This is a genomic window from Variovorax sp. YR266, assembly GCF_900107295.1.
In the GTDB taxonomy this organism is placed as follows: Bacteria; Pseudomonadota; Gammaproteobacteria; order Burkholderiales; family Burkholderiaceae_C; genus Variovorax.
This window is the reverse complement of sequence record NZ_FNPM01000007.1, coordinates 180095-196671: the sequence shown is the minus strand read 5'-3', so window position 1 is coordinate 196671 and position 16577 is coordinate 180095. Positions and strand designations below refer to the sequence as shown.

At 67.7% G+C, this 16577-nt stretch carries 14 protein-coding genes; 6 read left to right on the top strand and 8 right to left on the bottom strand.

The window, feature by feature from the left end; translation table 11 throughout:
• Positions 1–5 precede the first annotated feature (5 nt).
• The 3 genes from BLW48_RS19485 to BLW48_RS19475 all read left to right on the top strand — a co-directional run bounded on the left by BLW48_RS19485 (position 6) and on the right by BLW48_RS19475 (position 4626).
• The gene (locus BLW48_RS19485; protein WP_093051333.1) at positions 6–1133 is read left to right on the top strand and encodes an ABC transporter permease; all 1128 of its coding nucleotides are present in this window, start codon (positions 6–8) and stop codon (positions 1131–1133) included.
• A 15-nt stretch (positions 1134–1148) separates the two neighbouring features.
• Positions 1149–2678, top strand: coding sequence for an efflux transporter outer membrane subunit (locus tag BLW48_RS19480; protein WP_093177009.1), 1530 nt, complete (start codon positions 1149–1151; stop codon positions 2676–2678).
• Between the two features lie 301 nt (positions 2679–2979).
• Positions 2980–4626 carry an Ig-like domain-containing protein gene (locus BLW48_RS19475; protein ID WP_256330832.1) on the top strand — a complete coding sequence of 549 codons (1647 nt, stop codon included), beginning with the start codon at positions 2980–2982 and terminating at the stop codon, positions 4624–4626.
• A 12-nt stretch (positions 4627–4638) separates the two neighbouring features.
• Here the strand turns inward: BLW48_RS19475 and BLW48_RS19470 are convergent, their stop codons facing one another.
• Positions 4639–5709: an ROK family protein gene (locus BLW48_RS19470; protein WP_371127557.1), complete on the bottom strand. Its 1071-nt coding sequence runs from the start codon at positions 5707–5709 to the stop codon at positions 4639–4641.
• 105 nt (positions 5710–5814) lie between these two features.
• Here BLW48_RS19470 and BLW48_RS19465 point away from each other — a divergent pair, with 105 nt between their 5' ends.
• Positions 5815–7368: an ABC transporter permease/substrate-binding protein gene (locus tag BLW48_RS19465; protein ID WP_093177005.1), complete on the top strand. Its 1554-nt coding sequence runs from the start codon at positions 5815–5817 to the stop codon at positions 7366–7368.
• 7 nt (positions 7369–7375) lie between these two features.
• On the opposite strand, the gene BLW48_RS19460 is transcribed toward BLW48_RS19465, so the two are convergent.
• The 7 genes from BLW48_RS19460 to BLW48_RS19430 all read right to left on the bottom strand — a co-directional run bounded on the left by BLW48_RS19460 (position 7376) and on the right by BLW48_RS19430 (position 14632).
• Complete coding sequence (locus tag BLW48_RS19460; protein WP_093177004.1) at positions 7376–8812, bottom strand: aldehyde dehydrogenase family protein; 1437 nt, start codon at positions 8810–8812, stop codon at positions 7376–7378.
• A 13-nt stretch (positions 8813–8825) separates the two neighbouring features.
• Positions 8826–10187, bottom strand: a complete 1362-nt coding sequence (gudD, locus tag BLW48_RS19455) for a glucarate dehydratase (RefSeq protein WP_093051348.1) — start codon at positions 10185–10187, stop codon at positions 8826–8828.
• A 16-nt stretch (positions 10188–10203) separates the two neighbouring features.
• Positions 10204–11190 carry a Bug family tripartite tricarboxylate transporter substrate binding protein gene (locus BLW48_RS19450; protein WP_093177003.1) on the bottom strand — a complete coding sequence of 329 codons (987 nt, stop codon included), beginning with the start codon at positions 11188–11190 and terminating at the stop codon, positions 10204–10206.
• Positions 11191–11195: 5 nt separating this feature from the next.
• Positions 11196–11645 carry a nuclear transport factor 2 family protein gene (locus BLW48_RS19445; RefSeq protein WP_093051355.1) on the bottom strand — a complete coding sequence of 150 codons (450 nt, stop codon included), beginning with the start codon at positions 11643–11645 and terminating at the stop codon, positions 11196–11198.
• Positions 11646–11690: 45 nt separating this feature from the next.
• Complete coding sequence (gene kdgD, locus BLW48_RS19440) at positions 11691–12602, bottom strand: 5-dehydro-4-deoxyglucarate dehydratase (protein ID WP_093051358.1); 912 nt, start codon at positions 12600–12602, stop codon at positions 11691–11693.
• A 52-nt stretch (positions 12603–12654) separates the two neighbouring features.
• Positions 12655–13653, bottom strand: a complete 999-nt coding sequence (locus BLW48_RS19435) for a Bug family tripartite tricarboxylate transporter substrate binding protein (protein WP_093051361.1) — start codon at positions 13651–13653, stop codon at positions 12655–12657.
• Between the two features lie 112 nt (positions 13654–13765).
• Positions 13766–14632 (bottom strand): FadR/GntR family transcriptional regulator, encoded by an 867-nt coding sequence (locus BLW48_RS19430; protein WP_093177002.1) that lies wholly within the window; start codon positions 14630–14632, stop codon positions 13766–13768.
• Positions 14633–14856: 224 nt separating this feature from the next.
• On the opposite strand from BLW48_RS19430, the gene BLW48_RS19425 reads away from it, so the two are divergent.
• Together BLW48_RS19425 and BLW48_RS19420 are read left to right on the top strand one after the other, a co-directional pair.
• Entirely contained in the window at positions 14857–15672 is an 816-nt protein-coding gene (locus BLW48_RS19425) for an NAD-dependent epimerase/dehydratase family protein (protein WP_093177001.1), read from the top strand.
• Positions 15662–16558, top strand: a complete 897-nt coding sequence (locus tag BLW48_RS19420; RefSeq protein ID WP_093177000.1) for an SMP-30/gluconolactonase/LRE family protein — start codon at positions 15662–15664, stop codon at positions 16556–16558. Before BLW48_RS19425 ends, BLW48_RS19420 begins: the two co-directional genes overlap by 11 nt.
• Positions 16559–16577 lie beyond the last annotated feature (19 nt).

Sequence of the window (16577 nt, the reverse complement as noted above, 5' to 3'; positions counted from 1 at the left end):
CGGCCATGAACGCCCTCATCGATTTCTTCCTGCGCGTCGCCAACCTCTGCCGCAAGGAACTGCTGACCATCCTCAAGGACCCGGCCACGCGCGCCATCCTGATCGCACCGGCGATCATGCAGAGCCTGGTCTTCGGCTACGGCGCGACCTACGACCTCACCAACGTGCCCTATGCGCTGCTCGACCAGAGCCGCAACGGCGCGTCGACGGAGTTGATTGCGCACCTGGACAGCACCGGCGTGTTCCACCGCGTGGCCACGCTGCGCTCGCAGGCCGACATCCGCGAAGTGATCGACACCGAGAAGGCACTGCTGGTCATACAGATACCCGCCAACTTCGAGCAGCAGCTCAGCGCGGGGCAGACGGCGGCCATCCAGCTGATCCTCGATGCGCGCAACTCCAACACCGCGGGCTCGGCGGCCGGCTACGTGAGTGCGGTGGTCGAGCGCTACAACGCCGAGCTGCGCACGCGCGTGGGCGCACCGCCGTCGCCACTGGTCGTGGAATCGCGCGCCTGGTTCAACCCGAATCTCGAAACGCGCTGGAACCTGCTGCCCGGCATGATCGCCGCGCTCAGCATGCTGCAGACGCTGCTGCTCACCGCACTGTCGGTGGCGCGCGAACGCGAGCAAGGCACCTTCGACCAGCTGCTGGTAACGCCGATGTCGCCGCTCGAAATCATGATCGGCAAGGCGCTGCCGCCTGTGCTGGTGGGGCTGGTGCAGTCGTCGCTGATCCTGCTGGTAGCGCTCTTCTGGTTCGGCATTCCGATGGCGGGCTCGCTCGTCACGCTATACACCGGGCTGCTGTTCTTCACGGTGGCGAGCGTGGGCATCGGCCTGTCGATCTCGGCCGTGTCGGCCAACATGCAGCAGGCCATGCTCTATGCCTTCGTGCTGCTGATGCCACTGATGCTGCTGTCGGGCCTGACCACGCCGGTGCGCAACATGCCGCACGCGCTGCAGGTGGCAACGCTGGCCAACCCGCTGCGCTTTGCCATCGACCTGGTGCAGCGCGTGTACCTCGAAGGCGTGGGGCTGGGCACGGTCTGGCACAACCTGATTCCGCTTGCCGTCATCGCCGCCGTCACGCTGCCGCTGGCGGCGTGGCTGTTCCGCAATCGTCTTGTCTGAAAACGGGAGCACGTCATGCCCCTTCCATTTGCTCTTTCTTCTGTCACGGCCACGCTCTCTCTTGCTTTCATTCTTGCCGGCTGCGCGGTGGGGCCCGACCACAAGCCGGTCGAAGCCCGCGCTCCCGCCGACTGGTCTGCATGGCATAGCGGTTCGCCCGCGCTGCTCGGCGCGGAGCGGCAAGGTTCCTTTGGCGGCGTCGCATCTGGCGACTGGAAGGCCTTCGGCGATCCGGTGCTGGACCGCCTCGAAGCCATGGTGCTCGCGAGCAACCCCGACCTGCAGACCGCCGCCCTGCGCTTCGCGCAAAGCCGCGTGCAGCGCACCACCACCGCGGCCCAGCAGGGCCCACAGCTGAATGCGAGCGCCGGCGTCACGCGGCAGCGCCAGAGCGAGAGCGGCTCCGCCACGCGGATGATCGACGCGCTGGGCTCGTCGGTCTCCAACCGCGACCAGCTCATCCGCACGCTCAGCGAGCCCTACAACCTCTATCAGGCCGGCTTCGACGCCTCGTGGGAAATCGACCTGTGGGGTCGCGTGCGCCGCGCCATCGAGGCGGCCGATGCCGATGCGAGCGCATCGTCCGCATTGCTCCAGCAGGCCCGGCTCAGCGTGCAGGCCGAACTGGCGCGCAATTATTTTGAGCTGCGCGGCACGCAGCGCGAACTGCGCATTGCGCGCGCCGACATCGCGGCGGCCGCCGAGTCGCTCGAACTGGTGCAGGCACGCGCCGACGGTGGCCTCGTCACCGACATGGACCCGGTGCGCCAGCGCGCGCTAGTGGCCGAACTGCGCGCGCGCATTCCCGCGCTGCTACAGCAGGAGGCCGATGCAATGAACCGCATCACGCTACTGGCCGGTGCCGCGCCTGGCGCGCTGAACACCGAGCTGGCAGACACCGCCACCGGCGATACGCTCGACGCCCCCGCGCTGCCCGCACTCACGCTGGGCCTGCCCGCCGAGCTCGCACGCCGCCGCCCCGACATCGCAGCCGCCGAGGCGCAGCTGCACGCCGCCACAGCCCGCATCGGCGTGGCCGTGGCCGACCTCTACCCACGCGTGACGCTGGGCGCCGGCTTCGGTTACGAATCGGTGGGCAGCGAGCGCTTCGGCGACTGGGGCAGCCGGCAGTGGCACGTGGGCCCGTCGATCAGCCTGCCGATCTTCGACAACGGCCGCCGCCGCGCCACCATCGAACTGCGCGAGCTGCAGCAGCAGGAAGCGGCCGTGGCGTTCCAGCAGACCGTGCTCAAGGCCTGGCACGAGATCGATTCAGCCCTCAACGCCTACGCCGCCGAGGGCCAACGCCAGGTCGAGCTGGCCGAGCGCGAACGCCGCAGCCGTGATGCGCTGGTGCTGGCGGCGGCTCGCTACAAGGGCGGGCTCACCGACTTTGGCGTTGAACTCGATGCGCGCCGCACCTTGCTGCAGGCGCAGCGCGACCAGGCACAGAGCACCAGTCGTCTCTCGGTGGGCCTGGTGGCGGTCTACAAGGCGCTGGGTGGTGACACTGTGGCGTCAGAAGCACAAATGCAACACAATTGAAACAAGTTGAACATGCAGACTAAAATACCCACCGGTTTCCGGGATTGACAAGCCTGCCTGCCCACTGATTCGTCATCGGGCAGACGTGAACGGATCTTCCGGCACCCCCTGCATTGCGGGGCAGCCCGCCTGGGCCCGGCCCCTGAAAAGGCCGACCGAGGCGTCATCCGTTTGAGTCCTGCGCCCCTGCCCCGGGGGAAAACCGATGCGAGCTTTCTTCTCGCTGCGTGCATTCGCGAGTCTGGCGTTCGTGCTACCAGCTCTGTTCGCGCTTTCTGGAATGGTGCCCGCCTTCGCCGCAATGGACGAAGTCGGCCGGGCCGCCCCCAGCACCCATCGCCTGAAGTTCATCGTCGACCCCGAGCTGGCCACCGACATCGGCGCCGCCGAAGCCGCCCGCCGGCTCGCGCAGTACGTGGCCGACGTCAACACGGTGTTCACGCGCGAGACCGTGCGCAGCTTTGCCTTCGACCCCGCCGCCGACCTGCAGCTCGCAGCCCCCGCCACCGCGCCGCAGTGCAGCTACAACGGCCTGGTCAACGGCGAGGTGGTGGTGTGCATATCGAAGTCCACCCGCGGCTACAGCCACGGCGGGTTGTCTACCAGCTGGACCTTTCCGCAGAAAGGCGTGACCTGGAACCTGAACTGGATCGCCATCCACGACCCGCTGCGCCTGTCGCGCGCGCCCAGCCCCGGCGCGCCCGAGTCCACCGAGAAGGACTACCTCGCCCGCCAACTCAAGACCCTGCTGCACGAGCTGGAACATGTGTTCGGCGCCGGCGCGGGCGAGTACTACAACGGCGTTGCGGTGGCCGACACCACCGGCGTCGCGCCCATCGTCGACCTCGCCCTGGCCAACGACAACGACCGCTACTGGTGGACGCGCCAGCACTGGCGGCTCGACCCGCTGCTGGGCACCGTCTTCGAGCAGCGCCGCGACCCTGCGGCCAACCGCATCGCCACGCTGGAGATGATCCGCTTCACGGCCGGCACCAAGGCCAACATCGACACCGACTGGACCGACTGGCCCAAGCTCGGCAGCTCGAAGTTCATGGCGGCCACCACCGGCACCCAGGTGCGCGTGACCGACCGCGACACCGGCGCCGCGCTGCCCGGCGCGCAGGTGTCGGTGTGGCGCGACCCCGGGGCCGGCAAGCCGCTGGTCATGCTGGTGACGGGCGTGGCCGATGCGTCGGGCCGCTTCGTGTTCGACTGGAACTGCGGCTTCAGCTGCTTTGCCGTCGGCAAGACGACGCTGCTGGTCAAGGCGCGCGCCGCCAACCGCGCGCCCGGCGCGAGCTGGTTCACCATCTTCGATGCGTTCGAGCAGAAGGCCGTGCAGGGCCAGCCGATGTTCACCATCGACCTGGCGCTCGGCGGCACCGACGCGACGCCGCCGACCGTTTCGCTGGCCGCGCCTTCCATGGCCGTGGTGGGCCAACCCACCACCATCGCGTCGGCCGTGGTGGACAACGCGGGCGTGTGGGGCGTCAAGGTGCTGGGCCGGGACAGCATCCCGATCTGCACCTTCACTGCCCCGCCCTACACCTGCAGCTGGACGCCGACCGCGCCCGGCGTGCAGACGATCCGGGTGGTCGCGCTCGACGCGGCTGGCAACGCCGCCGTGGCCTCTGCCAACGTGATCGTCAATCCGCCTTCCGACACGGTAGCGCCGACAGTTGCGCTGGCCCCGCCGCCAACCGCCGCGACAGGCATGGCGACAAGGCTTTCCGCCACGGCATCCGACAACGTGGCCGTGGCCGAGCTGAAGTTCGTCATCGACGGCAAGACCGCGTGCACGCTGCACGCCGCGCCGTACGTCTGCACGTGGACGCCGAAGAGGCCCGGCGCCGCGAACATCGAAGTGCGCGCCATCGATGCGGCAGGCAACGTCGCCACCGCTTCCGCAAGCATGCGCATCGAAGGCCTGCGGCCCGAAGACCTGTAATGCAGCCCGGCCTCAGGGCCGGTTGGTGAAGCTCGCGTTGCCCAGCCCCGTGCCGATGGTCAGCACGCCCCAGTGCCGCACGTCGCGCATGAAGGGAAGCTCGCTCAGGCCCTGCACCACCGCGTCGTTGTGCATCAGCACCAGCGTCGGGCCGGAGCCCATCATCGGCATGCGGCGCCACAGCTGGCTCGGCAAGTGGAAGGCGTGGCCTTCCCAGTCGCCCGGCAGATTCTGCGCACCGCGCGCAATCGAGCCGTCCTGCCGGATCAGGCCCGGGCAGCCGATGCCGATGAAGGGCGCCAGCCGGATCTTCTTGCGCTCGCTGTAAAGCACCATGTCCTCGAGCATGCCGGCGATGTGATCGACCATGCCGCCGCGGTTGGGGTCCTCGTCCGCATGGCGCCACTTCTCGCGCCGCACCACCTTCGCGAGCGAGAAATCGGGCGCCTTGCGGTGGCGCGTTTTCACGATGCCGCAGCGCACGTTAGTGCCGCCGATGTCCACCGCGAGGATCGCGTCGTGCCCCTTCAGCATATGGGGCGGCACGAGGTGCGCCCAGCCGATCAGGCCGCCGTCGTCCACGTCGTGCGAGAGGCGGCCGATCTGCACGTGCAGGCCCATCTCTTCGAGGATGGCGCCGGCCTGCAGGATGGCGCGCTCGCCCGCGTCGCTCTCGGGAAAGCCGCCGCCGATCACGATTCGCTGCACCTTCTGCCACGAGGGCTGGCGCATGAAGCGCTGGATCACGAAGGCCAGCTCCTGCGCGAACTCCTCGATGGCTGCATGCATCACGTCGGTGGCTTCGGACGCCTTCTTTTCCTGCAGCGCCTGGTCGAGCTCCCTCTTGCTCAGGTCGCGCGAATGCGAGAGGCCCAGCGGGTCTTTTCCCTTCCTGCGGCGGCGCTTGCGCCAGCGTTCGAGCAGTTCGCGGAAGGCCGTCTGGCTGGCCTGGTCGCCGACGAAGCCGTCCTTGTCGCGCAGCTGCAGGCTGTAGCCGTCGACCTGCACCCCCGGCAGTTCGCGCAGGCCGTGGACGTCGGGGCCGGGGGGCTTGTCTTTCCTGGGTTGGGTCTTCATGGCCATCGACTGTGGGGCCGATCGGCGGCCCGCCGCATCGGCACCGCGCACCACGGCGTGTAGGAGATTGACGGGTACGCCGAACGGGGCGTTGTCTATACACTGGCCCGGATGCATCTGCCCCGCAGCCTCTGGCGCGCCGCCCTGTTGTTCGCCCTTGCCTGGCTTGCCGCGTCCGGCGCCGCTCGGGCCGCGGACGAGACGCTGCGCGTCGGCTCCAAGCGCTTCACCGAGTCGTACATCCTGGCCGAGCTGCTGGCGCAGACGGCGGCGCCGCACACTGCATCGCCCCCCGTCGTGCGGCAGGGGCTGGGCAACACGGCCATCGTCTACGAGGCGCTGCGCTCGGGCGCCATCGACATGTACGCCGAATACACCGGCACCATAGCGCTCGAAATCCTCAAGGGCTCGCCGGCCAACACGCGCGAGGCCATGAACGCGGCACTCGCGCCGATGGGCCTGGGCGTGGCGATTCCGCTGGGCTTCAACGACGGCTACGCACTCGCGGTGCGCGCGCCCGATGCCGAACGGCTGGGCCTGCGCACGCTGAGCGACCTGGCGAAGCACCCCGAACTCAAGCTCGGCCTGTCGAACGAATTCATCGGCCGCGCCGACGGATGGAAGGGCCTGGCCGACCGCTACGGCTTCACGCAGGTGCCCACCGGTCTCGACCACGGGCTGGCCTACGACGCCGTGGCCGCCAAGCAGATCGACGTGATCGACATCTACACCACCGACGCCAAGATCGACCACCTCGGCCTGCGCGTGCTGGAAGACGACAAGAAATACTTTCCGCGCTACGACGCCGTGGTGCTCTACAAGCTCGACCTGCCCACGCGGCTACCCAAGGCCTGGGCCGCGCTGCAGACGCTCGAAGGCAAGGTCGACGAGCACGCGATGATCGCGATGAACGCGCGCGCCGAGCTGCAGAGCGTGCCCTTCGACGTGATCGCGCGCGACTTCCTGGCGAATACGGGCAAGGATGCGAAGGCGCAGCCGCAGGAAGCGCGCCGCGGCTTCATGGCCAAGCTGTTCGGGCCCGACCTGTGGAAGCTTGCGCGGCAGCACCTGGTGCTGGTGGCGCTGTCGGTCGGCATCGCCATCCTGATCGGCGTGCCGATCGCGATCCTTGTGTTCCCGCATGTGCGGTTGCGCGCTGTGGTGCTGGGCTTGGCGAGCCTGCTGCAGACCGTGCCCTCGCTCGCGCTGCTGGCCGTGCTGATCTCGATGCTGGGCGCCATCGGCGCGCTGCCCGCGCTGATTGCGCTCACGCTTTATTCGCTGTTGCCGATCATGCGCAACACGGTGACGGGCCTGGCCGAAGTGCCCAACGGCCTGCGGCTCGCCGGCACCGCGCTCGGCATGACACCGCCGCAGAGCCTTCAGCTGGTGCTGCTGCCGCTGGCGCTGCCCACGCTGCTGGCGGGCGTGCGCACCGCCACTGCGATTGCCATCGGCACGGCGACCATCGCGGCCTTCATTGGTGCGGGCGGCTTCGGCGAGCGCATCGTGACGGGGCTGGCGCTCAACGACCGCGAGCTGCTCGTGGCGGGCGCACTGCCGGCAGCCGCATTGGCGCTGCTGAGCGAAGGGATCTTCGAGCTCGTGGAATACCTGATGCGGCGGCGCCGTCGCGCGCCGCCGTCTTCGCTGCCGCCCGCCTGAAGATCGATCAGGCCAGCGTGTAGGCCGTCTTCACAGTCGTGAAGAACTCCTGCGCATAGCGGCCCTGCTCGCGCGGACCGTAGCTGCTGCCCTTGCGGCCGCCGAACGGCACGTGATAGTCCACGCCGGCCGTCGGCAGGTTGACCATCACCATGCCGGCCTGGCTGTGGCGCTTGAAGTGCGTGGCGTACTTCAGCGAGGTGGTGGCGATGCCGGCCGACAGGCCGAACTCGGTGTCGTTCGCCGTGGCTAGCGCCTCTTCGTAGTTCTTCACGCGGATCACGCTCGCCACCGGGCCGAAGATCTCTTCCTTGTTGATGCGCATGGCCGCGGCCGATTCGCTGAAGAGGGCCGGCGACATGTAGTAGCCGTCGGTCTCCAGCTTCAGGCGTTCACCGCCGGCGGCCAGCGTGGCGCCTTCGCTCTGGCCGATCTCGATGTAGTTCAGGTCTTGCTCGAGCTGCGACTTCGACGAGACCGGGCCCACGTCGGTGCCTTGCGCGAGCGCGTCACCCACCTTGATCTTCGCCATGCGTTCCTTCATGGCGGCGATGAACTTCGGATAGATGCCTTCGGTGACGATGAGGCGGCTCGACGCCGTGCAGCGCTGGCCGGTCGAGTAGAACGCGCTCTGCACGCTGAGCTCCACGGCCTGCGCGAGGTCGGCGTCGTCAAGAATCACCTGCGGGTTCTTGCCGCCCATTTCGAGCTGCACCTTCTTATGGTTGGTGACGCACTGGATCGCGATGTTGCGGCCCACGCCCACCGAGCCGGTGAAGCTGATCGCATGAATGCCCGGGTGGTTGACCAGCGCCTCGCCGATCACGCTGCCGCGCCCCATCACGAGGTTGAACACGCCGGCCGGAATGCCCGAGCGGCTGATGATTTCGGAGAGAGCCCAGGCGCTGCCCGGCACGAGGTCGGCAGGCTTGAGCACCACGCTGTTGCCGAAGGCCAGTGCAGGCGCGATCTTCCACGCGGGAATGGCAATAGGGAAGTTCCACGGCGTGATGAGGCCGACCACGCCAACCGGCTCGCGCGTGATTTCCACACCGATGTTGGGGCGCACCGAAGGCAGTAACTCGCCCGACAGGCGCAGGCATTCGCCCGCGAAGAACTTGAAGATCTGGCCCGCGCGCGTGGCCTCGCCAATGCCTTCGGCCTTGGTCTTGCCTTCTTCGCGCGCCAGCAGCGTGCCCAGCTCTTCCTTGCGCGCCAGGATCTCGTTGCCGATCTTGTCGAGCGCGTCGGAGCGCGCCTGCACGCTGCCCGTGGCCCAGGCCGGGAACGCTGCGGTGGCGGCTGCCACTGCGGCGTCGACATGGGCAGCATCGCCCTGCGTGTACTGGCCGAGCACGTCGGACAGGTTGCTCGGGTTGACGTTGGGGCTGTAGCTTGCGCCAGCACGCCATTCGCCGGCGATGAGGTTGTCGAAGTTCTGCATTGCGTCGTTTCCTTCAGCGCACCATGCACGGGCGCTTGTTGTCGAAAGTCCAGTTGGGAATGAGATATTGCATCGCCTGTGCGTCATTGCGCGCGCCGAGGCCATGTTTCAGGTACAGCTGGTGCGCCTTCTCGACTTCGTCCATGTCGAGTTCGATGCCCAGGCCACCACGCGTCGGCACCTTCACGAAGCCGCCTTCGATTTGCAATGGCGCTTTCGTCAGGCGCTGGCCATCCTGCCAGATCCAGTGCGTATCGATGGCCGTGACCTTGCCCGGCGCAGCCGCCGCCACGTGCGTGAACATCGCCAGCGACACGTCGAAGTGGTTGTTCGAATGCGAGCCCCAGGTCAGGCCCCAGGCCTGGCACAGCTGCGCCACGCGCACCGAGCCTTGCATGGTCCAGAAATGCGGATCAGCCAGTGGAATGTCGACCGACTGCAGCGAGAGGCTATGCACCATCTCGCGCCAGTCGGTGGCGACCATGTTGGTGGCGGTGGGCAGGCCCGTGGCGCGGCGGAACTCGGCCATGACCTCGCGGCCGGAGAACACGCCTTCGGCGCCGCACGGGTCTTCTGCATAGGCCATCACGCCGTGCAGGTCGCGGCACAGGCGGATCGCGTCCTGCAGGAGCCAGCCGCCGTTCGGATCGAGCGTGACGCGCGCCTTCGGAAAGCGCTCGTGCAGCGCGCGGATCGCCTCGACCTCTTCCTCGCCGCGCAACACGCCGCCCTTGAGCTTGAAGTCGGTAAAGCCGTAGCGCGCATGCGTGGCCTCGGCCAGGCGCACGATGGCTTCGGGCGTCATGGCTTCTTCGTGGCGCAGGCGGAACCAGTCGTTGTCGGCGTTGGGGTCGGTCTCGTACGGCAGATCGGTCTTCTTGCGGTCGCCCACGTAGAAAAGGTAGCCGAGCATCTGCACCGCGTCGCGCTGCTGGCCTTCGCCGAGCAGGGCCGCCACGGGCACTTCGAGGAACTGGCCGAGCAGGTCGAGCAGCGCGGCCTCGACGGCCGTCACCGCATGGATGGTCACGCGCAGGTCGAAGGTCTGCTGGCCGCGGCCGCCGCTGTCGCGTCCGGCAAAGGCGCTGCGCAGGCTGTTGAGCACCGCGTTGTGGCGGCCGATGGGCTGGCCGACGATGAGGTCGCGCGCGTCTTCGAGCGTCTGGCGGATCTTCTCGCCGCCGGGCACTTCGCCCACGCCGGTGTGGCCGGCGCTGTCGGTCAGGATCAGCAGGTTGCGCGTGAAGAACGGGCCGTGCGCGCCGCTGAGGTTCATCAGCATGCTGTCGTGGCCCGCGACGGGAACCACGCGCATGCCGGTGACGACGGGGGCGCCCGACACGACTTTGGAAACAACGGATTCAGGACTTGTCATCTTCGGGCTCGGTGCCTCAGTCTGCGGTGATGTGGCGGGTGTCGATCAATGTCTTCCATCGCGCCCATTCGCGCAACTGGAAGGCGGTGAATTCTTCGGGTGTGCTGGCGACGATCTCCAGGCCTTGGTCGAGCATGCGCTTCTTCGTCTCGGGGTCTTGCATGGCGGCAATCGCGGCGTCGCTCAGCTTTTTCTTGACGGCAGGCGGCAGTCCCTTGGGTGCGGCCATGCCCTGCCACGAATAGACCTCCGCGCCCTTCACGCCGGCTTCGGCCAGCGTGGGCACGTCGGGCAGCACGGGTGAGCGCTTGTCGCCGGTAACGGCAATGGCGCGCAGCTTGCCCGCGCGGATGTGTGGCAGCACGGCATTCACGTTCTGGAACGAAAAGTCGACCTGGTTGCCCAGCAGGTCGTTGACCGCCGGCGCACCGCCCTTGTAGGGCACGTGCACGCCTTCGGTTTTTGTCTGCTGCCAGAACAGTTCCGCCGAGAGATGGTCGGACGAGCCGTTGCCCGAGCTCGCGAACGAGACCTTGCCCGGCGTCTTGCGCAGCAGCGTCAGCACGTCGGCCACCGTGTGCTCGGGCCGCGCGACGTTGGCGACGAGCACGTTGGGCGCCTGTACGGGCACGCTGATGTAGTCGAAGTCCTTGGTCGCGTCGTAGGGCACGCTCTTTTGCAGGTGCGGCGTGACGACGAAGGCGCCGAGCGAGGACACCAGCAGCGTGTAGCCATCAGGCGCCGCGCGCTTGACGAAGCCGGTGCCGATGGTGCCTGTGGCGCCAGGCCGGTTGTCGACGACGAAGCTGCCGCCGAGCTTGGTCTGCATCTGCAGTGCGAGTGCGCGCGCCACCATGTCGGTGGAGCCGCCGGCCGGGAACGGCACGATGATGGTCACCGGCTTCTGCTGCGGCCATGCATCGGCTTGCGCCGAGGCATGCAGGGGCAGCAGCGCGGTCGAGGTAGCCGCGAGGGCCGCGGCAAGAAGGAGTCTCTTCTTCATGCGGACTAGATCCTCACGGCCTGGCGGGCGAGCAGCTTCCAGCTTCCGCCCTGCTTCTGCCAGACGCCGAGGATCTTCAGCGCCACCTTGCCGGGCTTGCCCGAGTCGTTGGTATCGGCCGTGAGCGTGTGGCGCACGATGGCGGTGTTGGCATCGACCACCTTGACGGTCTGCTCGGTGATGGCGATGGACACGAAGTCCGACTTGCCGTCGAGCAGGTCGCTGATGAAGCTGGCCTTGGTGTCGACCTTGCCGCCCGAGTGGCCGTAGCTCAGGTCGTCGGACACCAGCGCGCCGAGTGCGGCAGGGGTTGGGTCGACCATCGCGATGCGCAGGCGTTCGGCGGCGGCAGCCACTTCGGGTGCGGCCGGTGCCGCACTGCCCGCGGGCATCATCGAGCAGGCCGAGAACAGGGCTGCCGAAGCGGCGATCAGGAAAAACTTCTTGAGGAACATGGCGTCTTGTCTCCGTTGTTGTTTGTGGTGTTCGACGCTGCAGGCTTACTGCGGGCCGAGCGCGTCGATCAGCGCCTTGAGCTGTTCCATCTCCGCGGGCTTCAGGTCGGTGAGCGGTGCGCGCACGGGGCCTGCGTCGTGGCCGACGATCTTTGCGCCGGCCTTGACGATGCTCACCGCATAACCCGGCACGCGGTTGCGCAGCTCGAGGTAGGGCATGAAGAAGTTCTTCAGCAGGTGATGCTGCGTCGGCAGGTCGTCGGCGGCAACGGCCTTGTAGAAATCCATGGCGGTCTTCGGAATGAAGTTGAAGACGGCCGACGAATACACCGGCGTGCCCATTGCCTTGTAGGCCGCGGCATAGACCTCGGCCGTGGGCAGGCCGCCCAGGTAGGCGAAGCGGTCGCCCATCTTCTGATAGATGGCGACCATGGCTTCGATGTCGCCCACGCCGTCCTTGAAGCCGACGAGGTTGGGGTTGCGCTCGGCCAGGCCGGCCAGCGTGTCGGGCTTCAGGCGGCTGGTGGCGCGGTTGTAGACGATCACGCCGAACTTCACGCTCTTGCACACGGCTTCGACGTGCGCGGCCAGGCCTTCCTGGCCGGCTTCGGTGAGGTAGTGCGGCAGCAGCAGGATGCCGTGCGCGCCGGCCTTCTCTGCGGCCTGCGCGCACTGGATGGCAAAGCGCGTGGGACCACCGGCGCCGGCAATGATCGGCACCACGCCGCGGCAGGTGTCCACTGCGGTCTTGATGATGCCGGGGTACTCCTCGCCGGTGAGCGAGAAGAACTCGCCCGTGCCGCCGGCCGCGAACAGCGCGCTCGCGCCGTAGGGGGCGAGCCATTCGAGGCGCTTGGCATAGCCCGCCGGGTTGAAGTCGCCGTTGCTGTCGAAGTCGGTCAGCGGAAACGAGAGCAGGCCGGAGCCCATGATGGTCTTGAGTTCTTGCGGGTTCATCGGGAATCGTCCAGTGAAGATTTGAAAAAAGAAAAAGGGGTGAAGCAGGCGCTCAGTCGAGCCTGACGTTGGCCTCTTTGATGACTTGCGCCCAGCGCGCGCGCTCCTTGGCGAAGAACTGGTCTTGCTCGGGCGCGGTCATGGTTACGACCTCGGCGCCCTGCCCCGCGAGGCGGGCCCGGATGTCGGGCGTGCGGATGATGCGAACCAGTTCCTTGTTGAGCCGGGCGATCACCGCGTCAGGCACGCCGCGCGCCGCGACCACGCCCTGCCACGTGCCCGACTCGTAGCCGGGCGCGCCCTGCTCCGCGATGGTGGGCACGCTGCCGATCAGCGGCATGCGCGTGGCCTTGGACACGGCAATCAGCTTGAGCTTGCCGGCCTGCACCTGCGGGTAGGTGGCGAGCATGCCGTTCATGAGCACCTGCGTCTGGCCAGACACGGTGTCGAGCACTGCCTGCACGCCGCCCTTGTAGGGCACGTATTCCCACTTGGCGCCGACCTTGCGTTGCAGCTCGATGCCCGCGAGATGTGCGGTGCTGCCGCTGGCGGTAACGGCAAAGTTGAGATCGCTTTTCTTCGAGAGCTCGACCAGTTCCTTCAGCGTGCTGGCCTGCACCGAGGGGTGCACCACCAGCAGGTGCGGCGAGTAGGCCAGCATGGAAACGCTGCGCAGGTCCTTCGACGGATCGAAAGGCAGCTTGGGGTACAGCGACGGGCTGATGGCCAGCGCGCCCAGGTCGCACAGCATCAGCGTGTAGCCGTCGGCCGGCGCCTTGGCCAGCAGGTCGGCGCCGAGGTTGCCGTTGGCGCCCGCGCGGTTGTCGATGATTACCGACTGGCCCAGCGCCTCCGACAGCGGCTGGCTGATGGCCCGCGCAATGATGTCGGACGAGCCGCCCGGCGGGTACGGAACGATGATCCTGATTGGCTTCGAGGGCCAGTTGCCGGTGCCGCCCTGCGTGCCCTGCGCAATGGCGCGCAGGGGCAGGCTGGCGGCCAGCGTCGTGGCCAGTGCGGCGCCAAGTGCGCCGCGTCGGTTGATGGACATGCTGCCTCCTGTTGTTCGATGGTCGTCATGGCTGCGCACGGCTGGCCGTGCGAGTTATCAGTCATCGTACAACTAGAAAAACAACTTGTCCAGCGGGCAAGACAAGAAAAACTCAGCGGGAGGGAGCGTCGTCAGGCGACGGTGCGGCCGCACCCGCGCCGGCAGCCGCATCGGCTTTCGCCTTCTGCTGCGCGGCTTCTTGCGCCATGCGCAGCCGCTCGCGGCTGTTGGTCAGGTGGATGCGCATGGCAGCGCGCGCCGACTCGGGATCGCGGCGCGCGATGGCCGCGTAGATTTCTTCGTGCTCGCGATTGACGCGGCTCAGGTAAGGCGCGCCACCACCCTCGTGCGTGCGGATGGCGCTGATGCGCGTGCGCGGAATGAGCGTGGTGCCCAGGTGCCGCATGATGTCGGCGAAATACGGGTTGCCGGTCGACTGCGCGATCTGCAGGTGAAAGCGGAAGTCGGGCGCCACCGTGTCCCCCGCCACTGCCACGTTGTGCTCGAAGTCGTCGAGCGCCTGGCGCATGGCGACCAGTTGCTCGTCGGTGCGGCGGGTGGCGGCGAGGCCGGCCGATTCGGTCTCCAGGCTGATGCGCAGCTCCAGCACGGCCAGCACGTCGACCGAGGCGGCGATCTCGCCGGGATCGAGGCGGAACACCCCGCCGGCCCGCGGCTGCAGCACGAAGGTGCCCACGCCGTGCAGCGTCTCGACCAGCCCGCCGGCCTGCAGCTTCGACAGCGCCTCGCGCACCACGGTGCGGCTCACGCCATAGGCCTGCATGATGGCCGACTCGGTCGGCAGCTTGTCGCCGGGCCGCAGCGACTGGTTGCGGATCTTCTCGCCCAGGTCTTCCACCAGCCCATGCGCCAGGCCGCGTGCGCGCTGGCGCGGACGGCCCACGAAAGCAGCAGACGCCGTTTCCGCCGGCGCCTCCGCTTCCGATATCAAGGGATTACCCGCAGTCGTCTGAACCATGGCCACGATGATAATCCTCAAACTAGTTGTACGACAACAGATAACTTATCACTCAACTCCCGGCGCCGCCGGCCATTCCGCCAGCGGCTTTCCGGTCTCCACGGCACCGACATGCAGCGCCCTTTCGACCTTGCTCCGTCGGCATCGTACCGGCCGCTTTCAGCAAAGCACCGTGACGGCGGGCCCTCGGAAACCATGACTCTTCCGTGTATGGACAGGCAACGATGAACGACAACAAGATGAACCGCCTCCTCCTGACCGGCGCGGCCGGCGGCCTGGGCAAGGTGCTGCGCGAGCGGCTCAAGCCCTATGCGAACGTGCTGCGCCTGTCGGATATCGCGTCGCTGGCCCCGGCCGCCGATGCGCACGAGGAAGTCGTGCCCTGCGATCTTTCCGACAAGGCCGCGGTGCATGCGCTGCTCGAGGGCTGCGACGCCATCGTCCACCTGGGCGGCGTCTCGGTCGAGCGGCCTTTCGAGGAAATCCTCGAAGCCAACATCAAGGGCATCTTCAACGTGTACGAGGCCGCGCGCCGCCACGGCGTGAAGCGCGTGGTGTTCGCCAGCTCCAACCACGTGATCGGCTTCTACAAGCAGAGCGAGCACATCGACGCGCATGCCGTGCGCCGGCCCGACGGCTACTACGGCCTGTCGAAGTCCTTCGGCGAGGACATGGCGCAGTTCTACTTCGACCGCTGGGGCATCGAGACCGTGAGCATCCGCATCGGCTCCTCGTTTCCCGAGCCGGCCAACCGCCGGATGATGAGCACCTGGCTCAGCTACCGTGACCTGACCTCGCTGATCGAGAAGTCGCTGTTCACGCCTGACGTGAAGCACACCGTGGTTTACGGCATGTCGAACAACCGCGACGTGTGGTGGGACAACAGCGCGGCCGCGCACCTGGGCTTCGTGCCGCAGGACAGCTCGGAGGTGTTCCGCGACAAGGTCGAGGCACAGCCGCCCGTCGCGCCGACCGATCCGAATGCGATCTACCAGGGTGGCGCCTTCACCGCACAGGGCCCCTTCGGCGATGCAAGCTGAGCTCGTTCTCGACGCACGCAACGGCACCGGCGAGAGCCCGGTGTGGCACGCGGTCGAACAGGCGCTCTACTGGGTCGATATTCCCGCGCGCACGCTGAACCGCTGGCACGCGAGCGAAGGCCACGCGCAGTGGACAGCGAACGAAATGGTCGCCTGTATCGCGCCGCGCGCCGATTCGCCGGGCGAATGGATCGCCGGCATGGAAAGCGGCCTGTTCTCGCTGAAGCCGCAGGCCGACGGCACGCTGGCCGCCACCTCGCTCGCCCCGGTCGAACACGCAGCCCCGGCCATGCGCTTCAACGATGGCCGCTGCGACCGCCAGGGCCGCTTCTGGGCCGGCACGATGCTGCTGGACATGGCGGCGGGCGCACGCGTCGGCCGCCTCTACAGCTACGGCAAGAACGACGACAAGGCAACTCTGCGCCTGGACGACTTCATCGTGCCCAACGGCCTGGCCTTCAGCCCTGACAGCCGCACGATGTATCTCTCGGATTCGCACCCCACGGTGCAGGTCGTCTGGGCCTTCGACTACGACACGGAAACCGGCACGCCAAGCAACCGCCGCCTCTTCATCGACATGAGGCCCCTGCCCGGCCGCCCCGACGGCGCCGCCATGGACACCGACGGCTGCTACTGGATCTGCGGCAACGACGCGGGCCTGGTGCACCGCTTCACGCCCGACGGCCGGCTCGACCGCTCGCTCGAAGTGCCGGTGAAGAAGCCCGCGATGTGCGCCTTCGGCGGCGCCGGGCTCGACACCCTGTTCGTCACCTCCATACGACCCGGCGGCATCGACCTGTCCGACCAGCCGCTGGCCGGCGGCGTGTTCGCGCTGCGGCCCGGCACCGGCATCGCGGGTGTTCCCGAACCAGCCTTCGGCACCTGAAGAACCTTTTTCGACAACC

Bases quoted from the DNA above. Each gene is read 5' to 3' on its own strand.
- BLW48_RS19485 (WP_093051333.1), top strand. From the start codon at position 6: ATGAACGCCCTCATCGATTTCTTCCTGCGCGTCGCCAACCTCTGCCGC.
- BLW48_RS19480 (WP_093177009.1), top strand. From the start codon at position 1,149: ATGCCCCTTCCATTTGCTCTTTCTTCTGTCACGGCCACGCTCTCTCTT.
- BLW48_RS19475 (WP_256330832.1), top strand. From the start codon at position 2,980: ATGGACGAAGTCGGCCGGGCCGCCCCCAGCACCCATCGCCTGAAGTTC.
- BLW48_RS19470 (WP_371127557.1), bottom strand. From the start codon at position 5,709: ATGGCCATGAAGACCCAACCCAGGAAAGACAAGCCCCCCGGCCCCGAC.
- BLW48_RS19465 (WP_093177005.1), top strand. From the start codon at position 5,815: ATGCATCTGCCCCGCAGCCTCTGGCGCGCCGCCCTGTTGTTCGCCCTT.
- BLW48_RS19460 (WP_093177004.1), bottom strand. From the start codon at position 8,812: ATGCAGAACTTCGACAACCTCATCGCCGGCGAATGGCGTGCTGGCGCA.
- gudD (WP_093051348.1), bottom strand. From the start codon at position 10,187: ATGACAAGTCCTGAATCCGTTGTTTCCAAAGTCGTGTCGGGCGCCCCC.
- BLW48_RS19450 (WP_093177003.1), bottom strand. From the start codon at position 11,190: ATGAAGAAGAGACTCCTTCTTGCCGCGGCCCTCGCGGCTACCTCGACC.
- BLW48_RS19445 (WP_093051355.1), bottom strand. From the start codon at position 11,645: ATGTTCCTCAAGAAGTTTTTCCTGATCGCCGCTTCGGCAGCCCTGTTC.
- kdgD (WP_093051358.1), bottom strand. From the start codon at position 12,602: ATGAACCCGCAAGAACTCAAGACCATCATGGGCTCCGGCCTGCTCTCG.
- BLW48_RS19435 (WP_093051361.1), bottom strand. From the start codon at position 13,653: ATGTCCATCAACCGACGCGGCGCACTTGGCGCCGCACTGGCCACGACG.
- BLW48_RS19430 (WP_093177002.1), bottom strand. From the start codon at position 14,632: ATGGTTCAGACGACTGCGGGTAATCCCTTGATATCGGAAGCGGAGGCG.
- BLW48_RS19425 (WP_093177001.1), top strand. From the start codon at position 14,857: ATGAACGACAACAAGATGAACCGCCTCCTCCTGACCGGCGCGGCCGGC.
- BLW48_RS19420 (WP_093177000.1), top strand. From the start codon at position 15,662: ATGCAAGCTGAGCTCGTTCTCGACGCACGCAACGGCACCGGCGAGAGC.